General features: G+C 60.1%; 17 protein-coding genes. 4 read left to right on the top strand and 13 right to left on the bottom strand.

Annotation, left to right across the window (positions count from 1 at the left end):
* Positions 1–39 precede the first annotated feature (39 nt).
* Positions 40–969, bottom strand: coding sequence for a drug/metabolite exporter YedA (gene yedA, locus BVK86_RS21450; RefSeq protein ID WP_075948327.1), 930 nt, complete (start codon positions 967–969; stop codon positions 40–42).
* Positions 970–1,132: 163 nt separating this feature from the next.
* Between yedA and BVK86_RS21445 the strand changes: the two genes are divergently transcribed.
* Entirely contained in the window at positions 1,133–1,591 is a 459-nt protein-coding gene (locus BVK86_RS21445) for an Lrp/AsnC family transcriptional regulator (protein WP_075948326.1), read from the top strand.
* Between the two features lie 128 nt (positions 1,592–1,719).
* Here BVK86_RS21445 and BVK86_RS21440 read toward each other — a convergent pair whose 3' ends face one another.
* The 3 genes from BVK86_RS21440 to BVK86_RS21430 all read right to left on the bottom strand — a co-directional run bounded on the left by BVK86_RS21440 (position 1,720) and on the right by BVK86_RS21430 (position 3,771).
* Positions 1,720–2,325 (bottom strand): 3'-5' exonuclease, encoded by a 606-nt coding sequence (locus BVK86_RS21440; RefSeq protein ID WP_075948324.1) that lies wholly within the window; start codon positions 2,323–2,325, stop codon positions 1,720–1,722.
* 22 nt (positions 2,326–2,347) lie between these two features.
* Positions 2,348–2,827: a LabA-like NYN domain-containing protein gene (locus BVK86_RS21435; RefSeq protein WP_008022614.1), complete on the bottom strand. Its 480-nt coding sequence runs from the start codon at positions 2,825–2,827 to the stop codon at positions 2,348–2,350.
* Between the two features lie 179 nt (positions 2,828–3,006).
* The gene (locus BVK86_RS21430) at positions 3,007–3,771 is read right to left on the bottom strand and encodes a DUF2076 domain-containing protein (protein ID WP_075948323.1); all 765 of its coding nucleotides are present in this window, start codon (positions 3,769–3,771) and stop codon (positions 3,007–3,009) included.
* A 177-nt stretch (positions 3,772–3,948) separates the two neighbouring features.
* Between BVK86_RS21430 and BVK86_RS21425 the strand changes: the two genes are divergently transcribed.
* Positions 3,949–4,623, top strand: a complete 675-nt coding sequence (locus BVK86_RS21425) for a YciC family protein (protein WP_075948322.1) — start codon at positions 3,949–3,951, stop codon at positions 4,621–4,623.
* A gap of 66 nt (positions 4,624–4,689) precedes the next feature.
* A complete protein-coding gene (locus tag BVK86_RS21420) occupies positions 4,690–5,769 on the top strand; it encodes an endonuclease/exonuclease/phosphatase family protein (RefSeq protein WP_075948321.1) in 1,080 nt (359 codons plus the stop codon).
* A 28-nt stretch (positions 5,770–5,797) separates the two neighbouring features.
* Here the strand turns inward: BVK86_RS21420 and BVK86_RS21415 are convergent, their stop codons facing one another.
* From BVK86_RS21415 to BVK86_RS21390, 6 genes are all read right to left on the bottom strand, one after another.
* On the bottom strand, positions 5,798–6,223 hold the full coding sequence (locus tag BVK86_RS21415; protein ID WP_075948320.1) for a RidA family protein: 426 nt from the start codon (positions 6,221–6,223) through the stop codon (positions 5,798–5,800).
* Between the two features lie 71 nt (positions 6,224–6,294).
* Positions 6,295–7,560 carry a flavin-containing monooxygenase gene (locus BVK86_RS21410; protein WP_075948319.1) on the bottom strand — a complete coding sequence of 422 codons (1,266 nt, stop codon included), beginning with the start codon at positions 7,558–7,560 and terminating at the stop codon, positions 6,295–6,297.
* 338 nt (positions 7,561–7,898) lie between these two features.
* Positions 7,899–9,281, bottom strand: a complete 1,383-nt coding sequence (locus BVK86_RS21405) for an aspartate aminotransferase family protein (protein ID WP_075948318.1) — start codon at positions 9,279–9,281, stop codon at positions 7,899–7,901.
* 28 nt (positions 9,282–9,309) lie between these two features.
* Positions 9,310–10,755 carry an APC family permease gene (locus BVK86_RS21400; protein ID WP_075948317.1) on the bottom strand — a complete coding sequence of 482 codons (1,446 nt, stop codon included), beginning with the start codon at positions 10,753–10,755 and terminating at the stop codon, positions 9,310–9,312.
* Positions 10,756–10,856: 101 nt separating this feature from the next.
* Positions 10,857–11,897, bottom strand: coding sequence for an ABC transporter substrate-binding protein (locus BVK86_RS21395; RefSeq protein WP_075948316.1), 1,041 nt, complete (start codon positions 11,895–11,897; stop codon positions 10,857–10,859).
* Between the two features lie 149 nt (positions 11,898–12,046).
* Entirely contained in the window at positions 12,047–13,537 is a 1,491-nt protein-coding gene (locus tag BVK86_RS21390; RefSeq protein WP_075948315.1) for an aldehyde dehydrogenase, read from the bottom strand.
* A gap of 229 nt (positions 13,538–13,766) precedes the next feature.
* On the opposite strand from BVK86_RS21390, the gene BVK86_RS21385 reads away from it, so the two are divergent.
* Entirely contained in the window at positions 13,767–14,687 is a 921-nt protein-coding gene (locus tag BVK86_RS21385; RefSeq protein ID WP_075948314.1) for a LysR family transcriptional regulator, read from the top strand.
* A gap of 62 nt (positions 14,688–14,749) precedes the next feature.
* Here the strand turns inward: BVK86_RS21385 and argE are convergent, their stop codons facing one another.
* From argE to BVK86_RS21370, 3 genes are all read right to left on the bottom strand, one after another.
* Positions 14,750–15,946 carry an acetylornithine deacetylase gene (gene argE / locus BVK86_RS21380; RefSeq protein WP_075948313.1) on the bottom strand — a complete coding sequence of 399 codons (1,197 nt, stop codon included), beginning with the start codon at positions 15,944–15,946 and terminating at the stop codon, positions 14,750–14,752.
* Positions 15,939–16,616, bottom strand: coding sequence for a DUF1028 domain-containing protein (locus BVK86_RS21375; RefSeq protein ID WP_075948312.1), 678 nt, complete (start codon positions 16,614–16,616; stop codon positions 15,939–15,941). The genes argE and BVK86_RS21375 overlap by 8 nt, the downstream gene beginning before the upstream one ends.
* A gap of 117 nt (positions 16,617–16,733) precedes the next feature.
* Positions 16,734–17,093: a DUF6124 family protein gene (locus BVK86_RS21370; RefSeq protein WP_075948311.1), complete on the bottom strand. Its 360-nt coding sequence runs from the start codon at positions 17,091–17,093 to the stop codon at positions 16,734–16,736.
* Positions 17,094–17,468: the final 375 nt, after the last annotated feature.

The following is a 17,468-nucleotide window of genomic DNA, read 5'->3' as shown; positions in this document are numbered from 1 at the left end:
GGTTATGCGAAACAAGTGTGCAATGCCGCGCAGTTTACCCTAATTCACACGGGATTCTGTCGGCACCACCTTCACCGTCGGCAGCGCGGGAGCACGACGCCACTGCGGCAGGCCGATCAACACCACGGCGCTGATGATCACCGCCATCGCCAACGCTTCCTCGATGCCGATCGTCTCGCCGACAAACACGATCCCCAGCAACACCGCCACCGCCGGGTTGACGTAGGCATAACTGGTGGCCGCCGCCGGGCGCACATGTTTCAACAGGTACATGTAGGCGTTGAAGGCGATGATCGAACCGAACACAGTCAGGTACGCGAGTGCGGCCCAGCCTTCGATCGGCGGCACCTTTTCCAGGTGTTCACCGCTGACCGCGCTGGCGATCAGCAGCACCACGCCGCCGACCAGCATCTCCACGGCGCTGGCCATTGCCCCTTGAGGCAAAGGCAAGTGTTTGCTCCAGACTGAGCCAAAGGCCCAGGTCGCCGCCGCAAAGATCAGCAGTGCCGCGCCAAGGGGGCTCGATTGCAGGTTGGAGCCGAGGTTGAGCATGGCGATGCCGATCAAGCCCAGCACAATCCCCGCCCATTCGAGACGGGTATTACGTGCACCCCAGAAATATCCGCAGAGCAAGGTAAACAACGGCACCGTCGCCACCGCCAGCGCCGCCACCCCGGACGCCACGCCGGTGTGTTCAGCCACGCTGACTGCGCCGTTGCCACAGGCCAGCAGTAAAATCCCGATGATCCCGGCGGCTTTCCACTGCGCCCAGGTCGGTGCCGGCGCCCCACGCCAACGCAGGAAGGCGTACATCAAGGTCCCGGCGATCACAAAACGGATGCCCGCCAGCAGCAATGGTGGCCAGTACTCCACGCCAATACGAATCACCAGATAGGTCGAGCCCCAAATCACGTACAACGCGAAGAAGGCAGCGATTAACGGTAAAGGGAAACGACGTAGGCCGGGCATGGGGTGACTCGCAGGCAAGACAAGTGAACGGCTATTCTAGAAAGGCGGGCGCCGGAAAATAAGTTACAAAACCTGTTTAAACCGCCCATACACTTTTCAAAACACGGAGTTCAGCGCTATAAACCGTTTTTTCGAAAGTCGGCTATTTTCAGGAGTGACCGCGATGGATAAATACGACCGAATGCTGCTCAGCGCCCTGCTGGAAAACGGTCGCGCGTCCTACGCCGACCTCGCGCGCAAGGTTAACCTGTCCGCCCCGGCCGTGGCCGAACGCGTGGCCAAGCTCGAAGCCAGCGGCGTGATCACCGGTTATCAGGCGAAGGTCGACATGGCCAAGCTTGGCCTGCCGATCCAGTGCGTCATCGAACTGCGACTGAACCAGCACGGCAACCAGAAAGCCTACGACGAGCTGATCAAAATCCCACAGTTAACGGAATGCCACCGGGTGACGGGCGATCCGTGCGTGATCATGCAAGCGGCGGTGGGATCGATGCCGGAACTGGAAGAGTTGATCAACCGGATTGCCACGTTCGGGTTCAGCAAGACGTCGATTGTGTTGTCCAGCGCCATCGAGAAGCGGGTGCCGTTAGGGCACATCGAGGGGAATGGCAAGTCGATCTAGGATGCAGAAGATCCATTGTGGGAGCGAGCCAGCTCGCGAACGCGCAATGCCAGTCGAGATTGATGTTGAAGTTAAATAGCCTTCGCGAGCAGGCTCGCTCCCACAGGGGTTATGCGGTGTTTTCGAGGCTAGCGGTAGCGCTGGAGGTGCTCGGTTACTTTCGCCGCCGGCACCTTCTGCAACTTGCACAGCAAATCATGGGACAACTCACGCAAGCCGTGCTTGTGCCGCAATTCCTCGGCCAGATGCGCCGTCAGGTTCGCCGCCATCTCGGCATCGGCCATCGCCCGGTGAGCCTTGCCGGTGTGGGGCAGGTTGGCAAAGGTGGTGAGGGTGCCGAGTTTGTGGTTCGGCGCGGCGGGCATCAGGCGGCGGGCCAGCAGTAGCGAACAGGCAAAGTTTTGCAGGCGGGTGCGTTTGATCCGGCCCAGTTCGAAGTCCCAAAACTTTTGGTCGAACGCGGCGTTGTGCGCCAGCAAAGGCGTGATGCCGACGAATTCATTCACTTCGTTCATCACCTGCTCGGCCGAGGGCGCGGTGCGCAGCATGGCGTTGCTGATGCCGGTGAGTTGTTCGATGAAGGCCGGGACGCGCACGCCGGCGTTCATCAGGCTCTGGTAACGCTCGACAATGCGCCCCTGTTCAAGGATCACCACGGCAATTTCCGTGGCCCGGCAGCTGTTGCTCGGGGAGATCCCGGTGGTTTCAAAGTCGATGACTGCGATGCGTTCCAAACCTGTTTCAACTCCGTAAAAATCAATTCTTGAGCAGCAATGCGCCTTCGATCGGCACGTAGCGGCTGGCGGCGCGGATCAGCGAATTGGCGGTCAGGCCCGGCACGCCGTAGGCCACCGCTTGCACCCCGTGTTTGCTGATGATGCGTTCAAGCAGCATGTCGAAATCACCGTCGCCGGAGGCCAGGACGATTTCGTCGACGTGGTCGGCGGCGTCCATGATATCGAGGGTGATGCCCACGTCCCAGTCGCCCTTGGCCGAGCCGTCGCTGCGCTGGATGTAAGGTTTGAGTTTCACCGTGAAACCGAGGTTGCGCAGGATCTGCTGGAACTGCTGCTGTTTGCTGTCGCCACGGTCAATCGCGTAGGCATAGGCCTCGACGATCTCGCCCTGTTTGCTGACATCAGCCCACAGCGCGGCGTAGTTGAAGTGGCAACCATAGGCCTGACGCACGGTGTAATAGAGGTTCTGGACATCGGCGAACACAGCGATCTTTTTCACCGCACATCCCCTTGGGCGCAGGCAGAATCAGGCACCAGGCCCGAAAAGTTGCCCAGTATGCCAGCCCGGAGGATTGTTCCGCGAATAATCACCCGTAAGCACCTGGGCGGCGCAGACGAATGGCACTATCGAATGACAACCTGTGGCGAGCAAGCTCGCTCGCCACAGGTTCGGGGTTGTCAGACGTAGGAGTCGTCGTCGCCGCCAAAGAACGATGAACTGTCATCGCTGTAGTCGGCGTCGCTGAAGCCGCCCTGGTCATTGCCGTAGGAATCGTTGCCGGCCATGCGCTGGTCATCGCCCCAGCCGTTGTTGCCCTGATCGTTGACCTGGGCCGGCTCTTCCTTGATGACTTCGACGATTTCTTCCGGTTGCTGGTTGTGATGGAACAGGCTGCTGATGCCTTGCGCCAGCATCACGCCACCGGCGACACCGGCCGCGGTTTTCAGTGCGCCACCGAGGAAACTGCTGCCGGCCGCTGCCTGCTGTGGCGGTGCGTAGTTTTGCGGCGGCGCGCCGAAGTTTTGCTGGGGCGGCTGCGAGTTGAACGAGGGCCGCGCAGGCTCACGCCAGCCACCACCGTTCGACACCGGCGCACTTTGCACCGGCGCAGGCTGCGGATCACGATTGCCGCCACCAAAGATGCTCGACAGAAAGCCACCGCTGCTTGGCGCCGGCGCGGTTGTCTGAGCCTTGGCCTGCTGCAACTCGGCCTGCAATTGCTGGACTTGCGCAGTCAGTTTTTTGTTCTGCTCGTCGAGGCTCTTGATGGCCGCCTCTTGCACCAGAATCGCCTGGGTCATGAAATAACCTGCCGCCGGTTGGCGCGTCAGGTGTTCCTTGATCCGCGCCTCGGCCTGGGCGTCGCGCGGGGCTGAGTCCGTTTCGGCTTGTTGCAGCCGGGAAAACAGTCCATCGATCAGGGTTTGTTCTTCGCTGTTCATGGCGACCTCGTAGATTGCCGGGGAAATCGTTGCCCTTCTTCACTGAAGATACGGGACTCGACCTTAATGGAGGCTGAAACAAGATGTTTCAATGGCCTTTACCGAACGTTTACGTTTGCTTCAGGCGGTACATGATCGGTTACAGTGAGTCACTGTTTATGACTGCGATACCGACTGATGAATCCGTTAGATGTACTGCGTGACTCCCTGTATTTCTTCAAGCGCAATCTTCGCCAGATCGTGCAGCTGTGCCTGCCGCTGGTGATCGTCGAAGCCCTGTTGCAACAAGTGGTCGACCACTCCACCGAGCCGGACAGTTTCCCCGGTATCAGCGTGATCGTCGGCCTGCTGATCTATCCGCTGTACACCGCCGCGCTCATTCTGTTTCTCGACGCCCGCAGCCGTGGCGAATCGCCGAGCAACCGCGATCTGTTGTCGAGGTCGGCCTACCTGTGGCCGCGCTTCGCCCTGCTGACCGCGCTCAACACCCTGTTGATCCTGCTCGGCCTGTCGTTGTATTTCCTGCCGGGTATCTGGCTGATGGTGACCCTGGCGTTCGGCGAGTACTTGCTGGTGCTGCGTGGCCTGGCGCCGTTGCAAGCGATGAAGGAAAGCCTGCGCCTGACCCGTGGCCATTTCTTGCGCATCCTGGTGTGCATTTTGTGTGTGATGGGGCCGTTGTGGCTGCTCAAGGGCGCAACGCTGGCGGTGTATCCCGATCCGCAGAACCCGGTGCTTTCGCTGCTGATCGACAGTGCCCACAGTTTCCTGCAACTGTTCACCAGCGTGGTGCTGTTCCGCCTGTTCATGCTGATCAGCGATGTGCCGGAAAAAATCGACGGACCACTCTGACCTTGGGGGGGCGCCCGTCACTCGGGTATGCTCGGGATCAACTTCCGTAACGCTATAAGCCGAGCCATGACCCGACTGCTGCGCTACACCTTGCTGGGATTGTTGATGGTCGTCGGCCTGGCGGGCGTGATGATCTACAACCTGACCTGGCGCCCCGAGGCCCGCGAAGTGCTGCCGGTCAGTTGCAGCACCCGGGCGCCGACCCTGACGCCCGGCCAGGCACTGAAGGTGATGACCTGGAACGTCCAGTACCTGGCGGGCAAGCGCTATGTGTTCTGGAATGACCTGGCCAACGGCACCGATGAAAAGCCCACCCCTGAAGACATGGCGTTCAGCCTCGATGAAGTGGCGCGGGTGATTCGTGACGAGCAGCCGGACGTGGTGCTGTTGCAGGAACTCGATGATGGCGCCAAGGCCAGCGATTACCAGCACCAGCTCAAACTGCTGCAGGAACGACTTGCCGACCTGTATCCATGCAGCACCAGCGCGTTCGACTGGAAGGCCGACTTTGTCCCCTCCCCCCACATCTTCGGCAGCGTCGGCCGGCAACTGGCAACGCTGAGCCGCTACCAGATCGACCATGCCCAGCGCCTGCAATTGCCGGTGACGCCGGCCAACCTGATCAGCCGCCAGTTCCAGCCGAAAAACGCCATGCTGGTCAGCTATCTGCCCGTGAACGATGGCAGCCAGGTCGCCATTCTCAATACTCATCTGGACCGCGCCACACAACCCGACGAAACCCTGCAAGCGCAGGTGTCGGCCGTGGCCAAAGTCCTCGATAAATTCGAAGGCCGCGGTACGCCATGGCTGATCGGCGGCGACTTCAATCTGTTGCCGCTGGGGCAATATCAACGCCTGCCCGCCGAACAACGCTCGCCCTACTCTGCCGACAGTGCGTTGCACGTGCTGTGGGACAAGTACCCGATGATCCCCAACAACAACGAAGCCAGCGGGATCGACCGCGCGCGCTGGCTGACCCAATACCCGAACGATACGAGCCTGAACGGCCCGGATCGAACCGTCGACTACCTGTTCTACAGCCCGCGCATCAAGCGGGTCGAGGCCACGGTCAGGCAGGACGATACGTTGCGCATCTCCGATCATTTACCGGTGATAGCACGGTTCCTGCTGCCCGCCACGCCATAACAACCGCCTCATACCCTGTGGGAGCGTGTCAGCCCTTCTGCCAATCGTCCGGGATGACCGCGATCACATCGATTTCCATTAGCCACTGTGGTTGGCCGAGCCCGGAGATGACCAGCCCGGTGGAGATCGGGAAAACGCCCTTCAGCCATTTGCCCACCACTTGATAAACCGGCTCGCGGTAACGCGGGTCAATGATGTACGTGGTGGTTTTGACGATGTGCGACAGATCGCTCCCCGCCTCTTCCAGAAGCTGCTTGACGTTTTTCATCGCCTGCTCGGCCTGGGCTCCCGGGTCGCCGAGGCCGACCAGGTTGCCCTCGAAATCGGTGCCGATCTGGCCGCGCACGTACACCGTGTTGCCCGCGCGCACGGCCTGGCAAAGATCATTGTCCAGTGACTGATTGGGATAGGTGTCTTTGGTATTGAACATGCGAATGCGTGTGTGAGTAGGCATCAACGGACTCCCCTGAAACGTGATTGATAACGTGGTGGGAATGGCCGTCGGGCCATTCCCTGGATCGATTCTCAGCGCTGCGACGGGTCGCGGTATTCCTGGTATTGGCGCTGGGTCGCGATGTGCCCGGCGACATGCTTGGCGTCGTGCCAGACACCCCAGATAAAACTCGAACCGCGACGGGACAACCACGGCAGGCCCACGAAGTAGATACCTGGCTCGTTCGAGACACCGCGCTGATGACGCGGCTTGCCCTTTTCATCAAAGGTGTCGACCTGCAGCCAGCTGTAATCGACCGCGTAGCCAGTGGCCCAAATGATCGAGGTGACGCCGGCCTCGGCCAGATCCAGTTCGAGAATCGGGTGGGTGACGCACTCGGGATCGTGAAGCATGAACCGGGCCTCGGGCTCTTCGGGCAGGTCGAGGCCGTTGCGCGCGATGTAGGCATCTGCCGCATCAAGCAGCGACAGGTAATTCGCGTCGCCCGCCGCGATGTTGCGCGCCAGATCCTGTTGGAACGTCACCACGCCGTCGTTGAACGATTGGGTCAGCCCCACCAGCGTGACGCCTTGCTGGGCCAGTGCCCGGAAATCGACGGTCTGCCCGCCACGCGCGCCGCTCACCGCAATGGTGACGTGCTCGCGCCCAGGTTCCATGGTTTCCAGATCCCACAGCCCCAGCACCCCCAGCCACCAGCAGAAATCACGGTTGCGATAAGCGCGAGGCGGACGGTCATGCTGGCCGACCGACAAATAGACTTGCTTGCCGGCGCGCTGCAATTCATCAGCGATCTGCACACCGGAAGAACCGGCACCGACCACCAGCACAGCACCTTCGGGAAGCTGCTGCGGATTGAAATACTGAGCCGAGTGAATTTGCGTGATGGTGTCGTCTTTCGGCGCAATCGGCGGGATGACCGGACGCTGGAAAGGGCCGGTCGCCGCCACCACCCGGTTGGCCTGAATCACGCCTTCGGAGGTTTCGATGGTGAAGCCCGGACGGTCACTGTTGCGCACCACTTTTTTGACTTCGACACCGGTACGAATCGGCGCTTCGAATTTCTCGGCATAGGCTTCGAAGTAAGCGGCCACTTGGTCTTTTGAGGCGAAGGCATCGGGCTCCAGGTCTTCGAAGGCCAGCCCCGGGAAGCGGTCATGCCAGACCGGACCGTTCGCTACCAGCGAATCCCAACGCCCGGTGCGCCACGCTTCAGCGATGCGATTACGCTCCAGCACCAGGTGCGGCACACCGAGTTTGCTCAGGTGCTCGCTCATGGCGACGCCAGCCTGGCCGGCACCGACAACAAGCGTATCTATTTCTATCTTTTTATCATTCATGCTTGTGTCCTTCAGAGAGGCGACTATGGCGCGGCAAGTCGCGACAAATCAGCTGTTTTAATATTTGAATACCGCATCGATAACGTTGCTGGCGGGGTCGTTTTATTGTGCTTAGCGAATACCAATAGCGAAAATATGATTTTTGTAGTTGCTACCCATTAAAAAACTAACTCGCAACTAAACTCGGTATTCACTGAATGAATGCAATCATTGTGGGAGCGAGCCTGCTCGCGAAGAACTTGAAAGCCCCCGCGTTTATTCAGGCAATACGCGTAATCATTAATGACCTTCGCGAGCAGGCTCGCTCCCACATTTAAAGGAACGAGCCTGATAGTGGTTTAGAGCACGCCAATTTCCTTAGCGGTTCTATCGACGGCAATCTTGGTCTTGCCAATCAGTTCATCGATTTCAGCGCGCGTCGCGATCAATGCCGGCGCCATGATCATCCGGCCGAGCGTCGAGCGAATAATCACGCCCTCTTCAAAGCCAATCGTGCGGCAACGCCAGGCGATGTCGCCTTCGTTGGCGAAGCGCTTGCGGGTTGCCTTGTCCTCGGCAAACTGCAACGCAGCCACCAGGCCAACACCCTGGATTTCACCCACCAGCGGGTGATTGCCAAATACCTCACGCAGACACTGCTGCAGGTACGGGCCGGTGTCGCTCTTGACCTGCGTAACCACACCCTCATCGCGCAACGCCGTGAGGTTGGCAATCGCCACGGCCGCCGCCACCGGGTGACCGGAATAGGTCAGACCGTGGGCAAACACACCGCCCTGTTCGACCAGCACCTCAGCCATGCGCCGGCTCAGAATCAGGCCACCCATGGGGATGTAGCCCGAGGTCAGCCCCTTGGCGATCGACAAGGTGTCCGGCTCGAAATCAAAGTGCTGGTGGGCAAACCATTCGCCGGTACGACCGAAGCCACCGATCACCTCGTCGGCACACAGCAGCACGTCGTACTGGCGGCAGATGCGCTGGATTTCCGGCCAGTAGCTCTCTGGCGGGAAGATCATGCCGCCCGCGCCCTGGAACGGTTCGGCGATGAACGCAGCAACGTTTTCCGCGCCCAGTTCGAGAATCTTGGTTTCCAGTTGCTGAGCGGCGCGCAGGCCGAACTCGGCCGGCGTCAGATCACCTTCATGGCCGAACCAGTAAGGTTCATCGATGTGCGCGACGTCAGGAATCACCCCGCCCATTTCGTGCATGAACTTCATCCCGCCCATCGCGCTGGCCGCCAGGGTAGAGCCGTGGTAGCCGTTCCAGCGACCGATCATGACTTTCTTCTGCGGCTTGCCCAGCACCTGCCAGTAGCGGCGCACAGTGCGGATCAGCACTTCGTTGGCCTCGGAGCCGGAGTTGGTGTAAATCGCGTGGCTGTAGTGTTTGGGCAGCAGGCTGAACAGCAGTTCGGACAGCTCGACCACCGCCGGGTGAGTGGTGTGGAAGAACATGTTGTAGTACGGCAACTGCTCCAGCTGACGGGTCGCCGCCGCCGCCAGATCCTTGCGCCCGTAGCCGAGGTTGGTGCACCACAAACCGGACATGCCATCGAGGTAACGATTGCCGTCGTTGTCCCACAAATGCAGGCGCTCGCCACCGACAATCACGCGCGGCCCCTCTTCGTTCAACGCCTTCTGATCGAGGAATGCGTGAATGTGGTGAGCGGCATCGGCCGCTTGGTAGTCCTTGGTGTCGCGCTGGGGTTTGTAGTCAGTTGTCATCTCTTATTCTCCTGAATTGAATAAAGGTTCAGTTCCCGGTCACGGTAGTCAGCGGTGCCACGGCAGGCACACCGTTGTCCTGCGATTCGTTCTGGATCAGGGGTTCTGGCGTGAACAGTGGTTTGCGCATCACGAACTTGACCCACACCACGGCAATCACCGAAATCACGCCCAGCACCACGCCGGCGCAAGCAAAAATACTGGCGGTCATCTCTGGCGTTGGCGATACGTGGTAGATCGCAAACAGCATGCCGACGATGCCGACGACCTGTGGCCATGGATAAAACGGTGAACGGAATGGACGCGCCAGGTGGGGATAGCGCCGGCGCAAGGCGATCACATCGATGTGCACGATGATGTAGGCCAGCAACCAGGCCAACGCGGCAGCCAGAAGCAGCAAGCTGATCGCCGCCGCGTCGTGCCCCAGAATGAGGATCGGCAGGCCGGTGATCGCGGCAACGAACAGCACCGCCACCCACGGCGTACGACCGCGCGCCGTCAGCTTCTTGAATTGCGGGAATGCCTGACCGTTTTGCGCCATGCCGTAAAGCATGCGCGGCAACGCGGCCAGTGACGAGTTCACGGTGCTGCACGTCGCGGTAATGGCCGCGACCACCAGGAACAACTTGCCGGCCTCACCGAAAACCGTGGTCGCCAGCAGGTAATGCGGCAAGGCATCACTGGCCAATTGTTCACGCGGGATGCACAGCAAAGCGCCGAAGCAATACAGGGCAATCACGCCGAAAATCACGGTCAGGCCGATGGTCATCGAACGCGGAATATTGCGCTCGGGATTGCGGGTTTCTTCCACCAGCGGGCAGACGAATTCAGCCCCGACAAAACCCCACACCGCCATGGCCGCCAGGGTGATTGCGCCGAACTCCAGCGGGTTCCAGCCCTGATCCAGCGGCAACTGCAAACTGGCCTGGCCGTTACTCAGCGACGCCAGGCCCATGGCGACGAGAATCACCACCATCACCAGCGCCAGCACGTTCTGCAGTTTGGCGAAGACATCAATGCCAAACAGGTTCAAGACGGTGAACAACCCCAGCACGCCGTAAGCCACCACCATGTGCGGAATGACATCGGGATAGACCTTGCTGATCACCAGATCCAGCAACAGCAACTCGGCGGAAAGCGCAAACATCGCCACCACCATGTACCCCGAAAAGGTCGCGAGAATCGCCGGAAAATGCCCGATCGCCACTTCGGTGTAACTGCTGAGGCTGCCTGCCCGCGGGATCATCAAGGCCAGCTCGGAAAACGACCAGGCGTAGGTGATCGCCAGCACATAGGCGATGGCCAGCGGAATGATGAAGCCGAAACCGGCGATGCCCGCGCCTTGCAGCATCAGCACCATGACGCCTTGCGACACCACGACGCCCACCGCAACGGCCAGCAACGAGCCCAGCCCCAGGACCCGGCGCAAACCACCGGACGGCGCCTGGATGGACGCGGTTGTACTTGAACTCATGACAAACTCCCCGTGTTTTCTTGTTGTTGATCGCCTCCGCGTAGAAGGCAGGGATGAACATCGCGACTCATCCTTGAGTGGCGATTGAAGACAACAGCGGCTTAGCGGGCTGCCCAGGCGTTGAAACGTTCCTCAAGCTCTTCGCCGTGATCGACCCAGAACGTGGCATCCACCAACTGGCCTTCAGACAAATTGGCTTGAGCCGTGGGCAGTTGAGCGAGCGTGTCGGCCGGCAGTTGCGCCAGGACATCCTTGCGGATCGGGCCGTAAGGAATCTGCGTGGAGAAAGACTTCTGACCGCTCGCCTGGCTGGCAAACACGATGAAACGCTCGGCCAGCGCCTTGTTCGGACTGCCGCGAACGATGGCCCAGTGATCAGGATCGTAGAGGTGACCGTTCCAAGAGATGGCCAGTTTCGAACCTTCCTTTTGCGCCACGGCAATCCGGCCGTTGTAGGCCGCCGACATCACCACGTCACCGGCCGCGAGCCATTGCGGTGGCTGGGCGCCGGCTTCCCACCACTGGATCGAGGGCTTGATCTGGTCGAGCTTGTGAAACGCCCGATCCACGCCTTCCTTGGTGCCCAGCACTTTGTACAGGTCATCCTGTTTGACCCCATCGGCGAGCAGCGCCACTTCCAGCGTGTACTTGGCGCCTTTGCGCAGACCACGCTTGCCGGGGAATTGCTGCAGGTTCCACATGTCCGCCCACGACGTTGGCGCCGCAGCCACCTTGTTCGAGTTGTAAGCGAGCACCATCGACCACACGTAGCTGGCCACGCCGCACTCGCTGACCGCGCCCGGCAAATAGCTGTTTGAATCGCCGATCAGCGCCGGGTCCAGGCGCTCGAACAGCCCTTCTTCGCAGCCGCGCAGCAGCTCAGGACTTTCGACTTCGACGACGTCCCAGCTGACCTGGCCCACATCGACCATGGCTTTGACTTTGGACAATTCACCGCTGTACTCGCCCACCACAACTTTGCCGGCACCACTTTGTTCGAAGGGTTTGAAATAAGCCCCCTCTTGCGCGGCCTTGGTCGCACCGCCGAACGAAATAACCGTGAGACTTTCGGAGTGCGCAACAACGGGCACCGTCAATACCAACAATGCTGTTACAACGCTTGAAGACGAATATCTGAACATGAAAGCTCCCTCACTTTTTAATTGTGGTTAGTTACTGAGGCAGTCACGGCCACGCAGCCGCAAGTTCACGGAAGACTCTCCGCGTGGTGACATCTTTTTATTCTTCAAACCGCACACAATCTGCATGCGGTTAATTGTTCAGCAGTCGCTTACCGCAGTTGAAACCAGGTGGTTTTCAACTGGGTGTATTTATCAAACGAGTGCAACGACAGGTCCCGGCCGAAACCCGATTGCTTGCCACCACCGAACGGCACGCAGACATCAAGCGCATCCACGGTGTTCACCGAAACGGTGCCCGCCTTCAGCGCCCGTGCAACCCGGTGCGCGCGATTCAGGTCGTCGCTCCACACAGACGCCGCCAGCCCGTAAATGCTGTCGTTGGCCAACCGCACCGCTTGCTCTTCGGTGTCGAACGTGGAGATCGCCAGCACCGGGCCAAACACTTCTTCGCGCGACAGGTGCGAATCATGATCGACGTCGGCAAAAATGGTCGGCTCGATAAAGTTGTCGGAGCCGTTGAAGCTCAAGCGCCGGCCACCGGTAAGCAGTCGGGCGCCGTCTTCGTGGGCGCGTTCGATCGCACTCATCACGCGTGACGCCTGGGTCGAATCGACAATCGCGCCAGCCGGGCTTGCAGGCTTCAGTGGATCGCCGGGCATCCAGGCTTTGGCCTTCTCCAACAGACGCTCGATAAACTCATCTTTGACCGAGCGCTGCACATACAGCCGCGAGTTGGCCGAGCACACCTCGCCCTGATTGAAGAAGATGCCGAACGCCGCTTTCTCTGCGGCCAGATCCAGATCCCGGCAATCGTCGAACACCAGGCTCGGGCTCTTGCCACCGCATTCAAGCCAGACCTGCTTGAGGTTCGATTGCGCAGCGTATTGCATGAAGTATTTGCCGACCTGAGTCGAGCCGGTGAACACCAGGCAATCGACATCCGGGTGCAGGCCCAGCGCCTTGCCGGCAGACTCGCCCAGCCCCGGCAACACGTTCAGCACGCCCGGCGGCAAACCGGCTTCCAGCGCCAGTTCGGCCAGACGCAGTGCCGAGAACGGCGATTGCTCGGCGGGCTTGAGCACCACACTATTGCCAGCCGCGAGCGCCGGGGCCAGTTTCCAGGCGGCCATGTCGAGCGGGAAATTCCACGGCACCACAGCCGCGACAACACCCAAGGCTTCACGGGTGATGGTCGCCAGCGCCGATGACGCGGTGGGCGCGACCTGATCGTAAAGCTTGTCCAGCGACTCGCCGTACCAGGCGAACACATGGGCGGCACCGGGGACGTCGATGTTGTAGGCATCCATCACCGGTTTGCCCATGTTCAGCGAATCCAGCAGCGCGAGTTCTTCGCGGTGCGCCAGCACCAGCTCGGACAGACGCAGCATCACCCGCTTGCGCTCGACCGGCGCCATCCGCGCCCACGGGCCTTCATTGAAAGCGCGACGCGCACTGCGCACGGCCAGTTCCACTTCCACTTCGCCACACGCGGCGACACGGGCAAGCAACTGATTCGTCGCCGGGTTGATCGAATCGAAGGTTACGCCCGACGACGCAGCGACCTGCCGGCCATCGATCAAGGCTTTGTCAGAGAAGGTTTGCCGGGCAGCTCGTTGCTGCCAATAGTCGAGGTCGAACACGCTACGCTCCCTTTACGACCGCCTGGGTGGTCGGGGTTGTTATCAGAGGTTGTAGAGATAGTGCGGCAACCGTACGCAGAGGAAAATTATTAAAAATGTGCTCGGGGTATAAGAAAAAACTGGGTAAGCGCTGACCCAGTCCGGAACCCGCATAGGGTAAGGTTCAGTCAACCATCTGTGCGGCGGCCATCCGGTCTTGCAGCACAAAACAAAGCAGAACGAGGTGCGTGTGGCTTCCTATACATTGCGACAACTCAAGTATTTCGTCACAACGGTAGAAGCCGGCAGTGTCGCCGAAGCCTCGCGACAGCTGTACATTGCTCAGCCTTCCGTTTCCACGGCGATCAAGAGTCTGGAAGAGTCATTCAACGTCCAGTTGTTCATCCGCCACCACGCCCAGGGCGTGTCGCTGACGCCCACCGGTACGCGCTTCTATCACAAGGCGCAAGAGCTGCTGCGGATGGCCAGGGAGTTTGAACAGAATGCGCTGGCGGATAACGACACGGTGTCCGGACAAATCGACATTGGCTGCTTCGAGACCGTCGCGCCGTTGTATTTGCCACAACTGATCGCCGGCTTTCGCAAGCTCTACCCGGGCGTGGACATCCGCATCCGCGATGGCGAACAACAAGAGCTGGTGCAAGGCCTGACCGCTGGTACTTTCGACGTGGCCTTCCTCTACGATCACGGGCTGGACGGCACCATCCAGACCACGCCGCTGATGCCACCGCAAAAGCCTTACGTCCTGCTGCCGGAAGGCCACCGCTTCGCCGGTCAGAAAGAAGTATCGCTGCGGGACCTGTGCAGCGAGCCGATGATTCTGCTCGATGTGCAGCCGAGCCGGACTTACTTCGTGAGCCTGTTCCACGAACTGGACCTGACGCCCAACATCGTCTTCAGCTCGCCTTCGATCGAGATGGTGCGGGGCATGGTTGGTCAGGGTTTCGGCTTCTCGATCCTGGTCACCCGCCCGCATTCGGAATGCACTTACGACGGCAAGAAAGTGATCTCGGTGAACATCAAAGAACCGGTGACAATGTCCGGCCTGGCGTCCGCTCACCTCAAACGCAGTCAACTGACCAAGCCTGCGCAGTTGTTCGTGGATTTTTGTCGCGAGCAGTTGAGCCAGAAGGTGGCAGGCTCCTTGTAGGAGCGAGCCTGCTCGCGATGGCCTCGCAGGCACCGCGTTCAATCAGACAACACGGGCTTTCGTTAACGACCTTCGCGAGCAGGCTCGCTCCCACAGTTCGCGTCAGCGCTCAAATAGTCGGCCAATCGCACCAACATCGCATCACAGCGGCTCAACTGCTCCAGCGCAATGAACTCATCAGGCTTATGCCCTTGATCCATGCTGCCCGGCCCACACACCACAGTGGGTATCCCGGCCTGATCAAACAGCCCGCCCTCGGTACCAAACGCGACCGTGCCAAACGCTGAAGAATTGCTCAACAGCGCCAGCAACCGCGCCGCGTCACTCTCGGGCGGTGTCGCCAAACCGGGGTAAGCGCTAAGCGGCCGCAGACGAATGTCAGTGTCGGCTTGCACCGCGCGCATCTTGGGCAAAAGGGTTTCCCGGGCGTAGGCCTGCAATTGATCCGCCACGTTTTGCGCATCAAAGTCCGGCAGTGCCCTGACCTCAAAATCGAACTCGCATTCAGCAGGAACAATATTCAACGCCCGGCCACCTTTGATCACACCCGTTTGCACCGTCGAAAACGGCGGATCGAAACGGTCGTCATGATGATCAGGATGCGCGAGCCCGGCACCGATAACACCCAACTGGCCAATCAACTGCGCGGCATATTCAATCGCGTTCACCCCGTACGGCGCATACGCCGAATGGCACGCGGCACCGCGCACTTCGCAGCGCATCGCCAGCTTGCCCTTGTGACCCAGCACAGGTTTCAGCTCCGTCGGCTCGCCGATCAGGCACAGTTTGGGCTTGAATGGCCGCTTCTCCAGCTCGGCGAGCATCGGCCGGACACCCAGGCAGCCGATTTCTTCATCGTAGGAAAAGGCCAGGTGCACCGGGCTCAAAAGCGGACGTTGCACGAAGGTCGGCACCGCCGCGAGCACCGAGGCGATGAAGCCTTTCATGTCCGCCGTGCCACGGCCGTACAGGCGCCCGTCCTTTTCCGTCAGCCGGAACGGATCGACCGTCCAGGCCTGCCCGTCAACCGGCACCACATCGGTGTGGCCGGACAGCACCACGCCACCGGATTTGAGCGGACCAATGGTCGCGAACAGATTCGCCTTGGTCCCTTCTTCGTTGAAGAACAGCTCACTCTGCACACCGTGTTCGGCCAGGTACGCCTCGATGAAACGGATCAATTCCAGGTTGGAATCGCGGCTGACGGTGGCGAAACCAATCAGGCGTTCCAGCAGGTCGCGACTGGACGCCTCACTCATCGCCCGGCACTCCGTAGCTCGGCGCCGTCGTCGGGTTGAGTGCGCGCGTCAGGTAGTCCTGCATTTGTGGTCGATAGGCTTGCCAGAGGCCATCCAGCTGCCCGATGGGATCTTCCTCGGCCCAGTCGACCCGCAAGTCGATGATCGGCCACGTATGGTCACCCACCACTTTCAACGCAGCGGAGTGCACCGGCCCCGCCTCACCACCGGCCGCCATCGCCGCGTGCATGGCCGCCAGCAAACGGTCCGCCAACTGACCCGGCTCAGCCTCGAACGCCGCGACCATCGCTTCGATGACCCGCACGTCGCCGAGCAAATTACCCGCCGCGACACACTGCTCGCCCTTCACGGCGTTGTGCACACCCAGCGACTCCTTGCCACTGAACAGCGCTATCCGCCCTGACGCATCGATCACCGTGACCTGTCGGTATTGGCTCCAGCCGTTGGACGTCAGTGCCTTGTCCAGCGCCGCGTCGGGCTCCAGATGCTGATGCTCCAGCAAATCCAGAATCTGCGGCCCCAGCGCCGGCAGCGTAATGTTCTGCGTAGACACCGCACCGACACCCGCCCGCGCCCATGGGCAGCGAGCGCCAACCGCAATGCTTGAAGAACTGATGGCAATACCGAGCTGCCCGGTTTCAGGGCAGCGTCCGATAATCGAGAACGTCATGACTCACTCCTTAAAATTCCAATGCACGCGCAACTGCATTCTGTGCATGCACTGGAATGGGAGAAAGCAGGTTTTTTGTGGCTTTGGGGAAGGAAAAAACTGGTCAGGCCTGACGTGCTACTCAGGCGGATCAATCTGATCCAGCACCCGATTGGCGGTGATCTCCGCCAGCATCACGCTGTTGGAAATCCCCAGCAGGGCATTGCGTGAACCACCGTCCAGGTGATCGACCAATTGATGGACCATGACATCCACCGAGGCCAGCGTTTCCACCAGATACACCATCAGGGTTTCGCTCGTGGCTTGCGGGTCGACGGTGAACAGGGTGCTGACGGTGCGCGGCGTGGCTTTGATGTCGGCGGTCGAGGGAAAGTGAAAGTTGAGGGCGCGTTCGGCGGCCTCGTTGAGTTTTTTCGAATCGGGTTCGTACGGGGATGCCGGATCGGTTTCCGGCGGATTTGGCGTTACCTTGAACATAATTGCGTCCCTTCTGAAGTAGGGCTGCAACCATCTCGCTACTAAACGAAAGGGTGGCAGCGGTGCGCAAGTTAGTAGACCGGCAAGGGAAAGCAAAAACCGGCGCGTCCGAGGACGCCATGCGCACAGCTGCCATCAAGTGCAGGCGAATACCTGACTGATGACGCTCGCGCGACCGCTTTACCTTAGCCGGGCTACTAAACCCGATCACTGATGAGCAGTGACACGAATCAAGTTACCGATGCCCCTGTAGTGGTCAACTAATCCCGGACACGACGTTAAGTTTTTTCTCGGCCTGAGCTGGGGCCAGTCCGTTGTTGAATTGGTGCGGTCTAATCCAGTTGTACCGATGCATCAGGTAATGACTGATGTCGC

This window comes from Pseudomonas reinekei (assembly GCF_001945365.1).
GTDB lineage: Bacteria > Pseudomonadota > Gammaproteobacteria > Pseudomonadales > Pseudomonadaceae > Aquipseudomonas > Aquipseudomonas reinekei.
The sequence above is the reverse complement of the archived record's forward strand: the minus strand, read 5'-3'. Positions and strand labels throughout refer to the sequence as shown.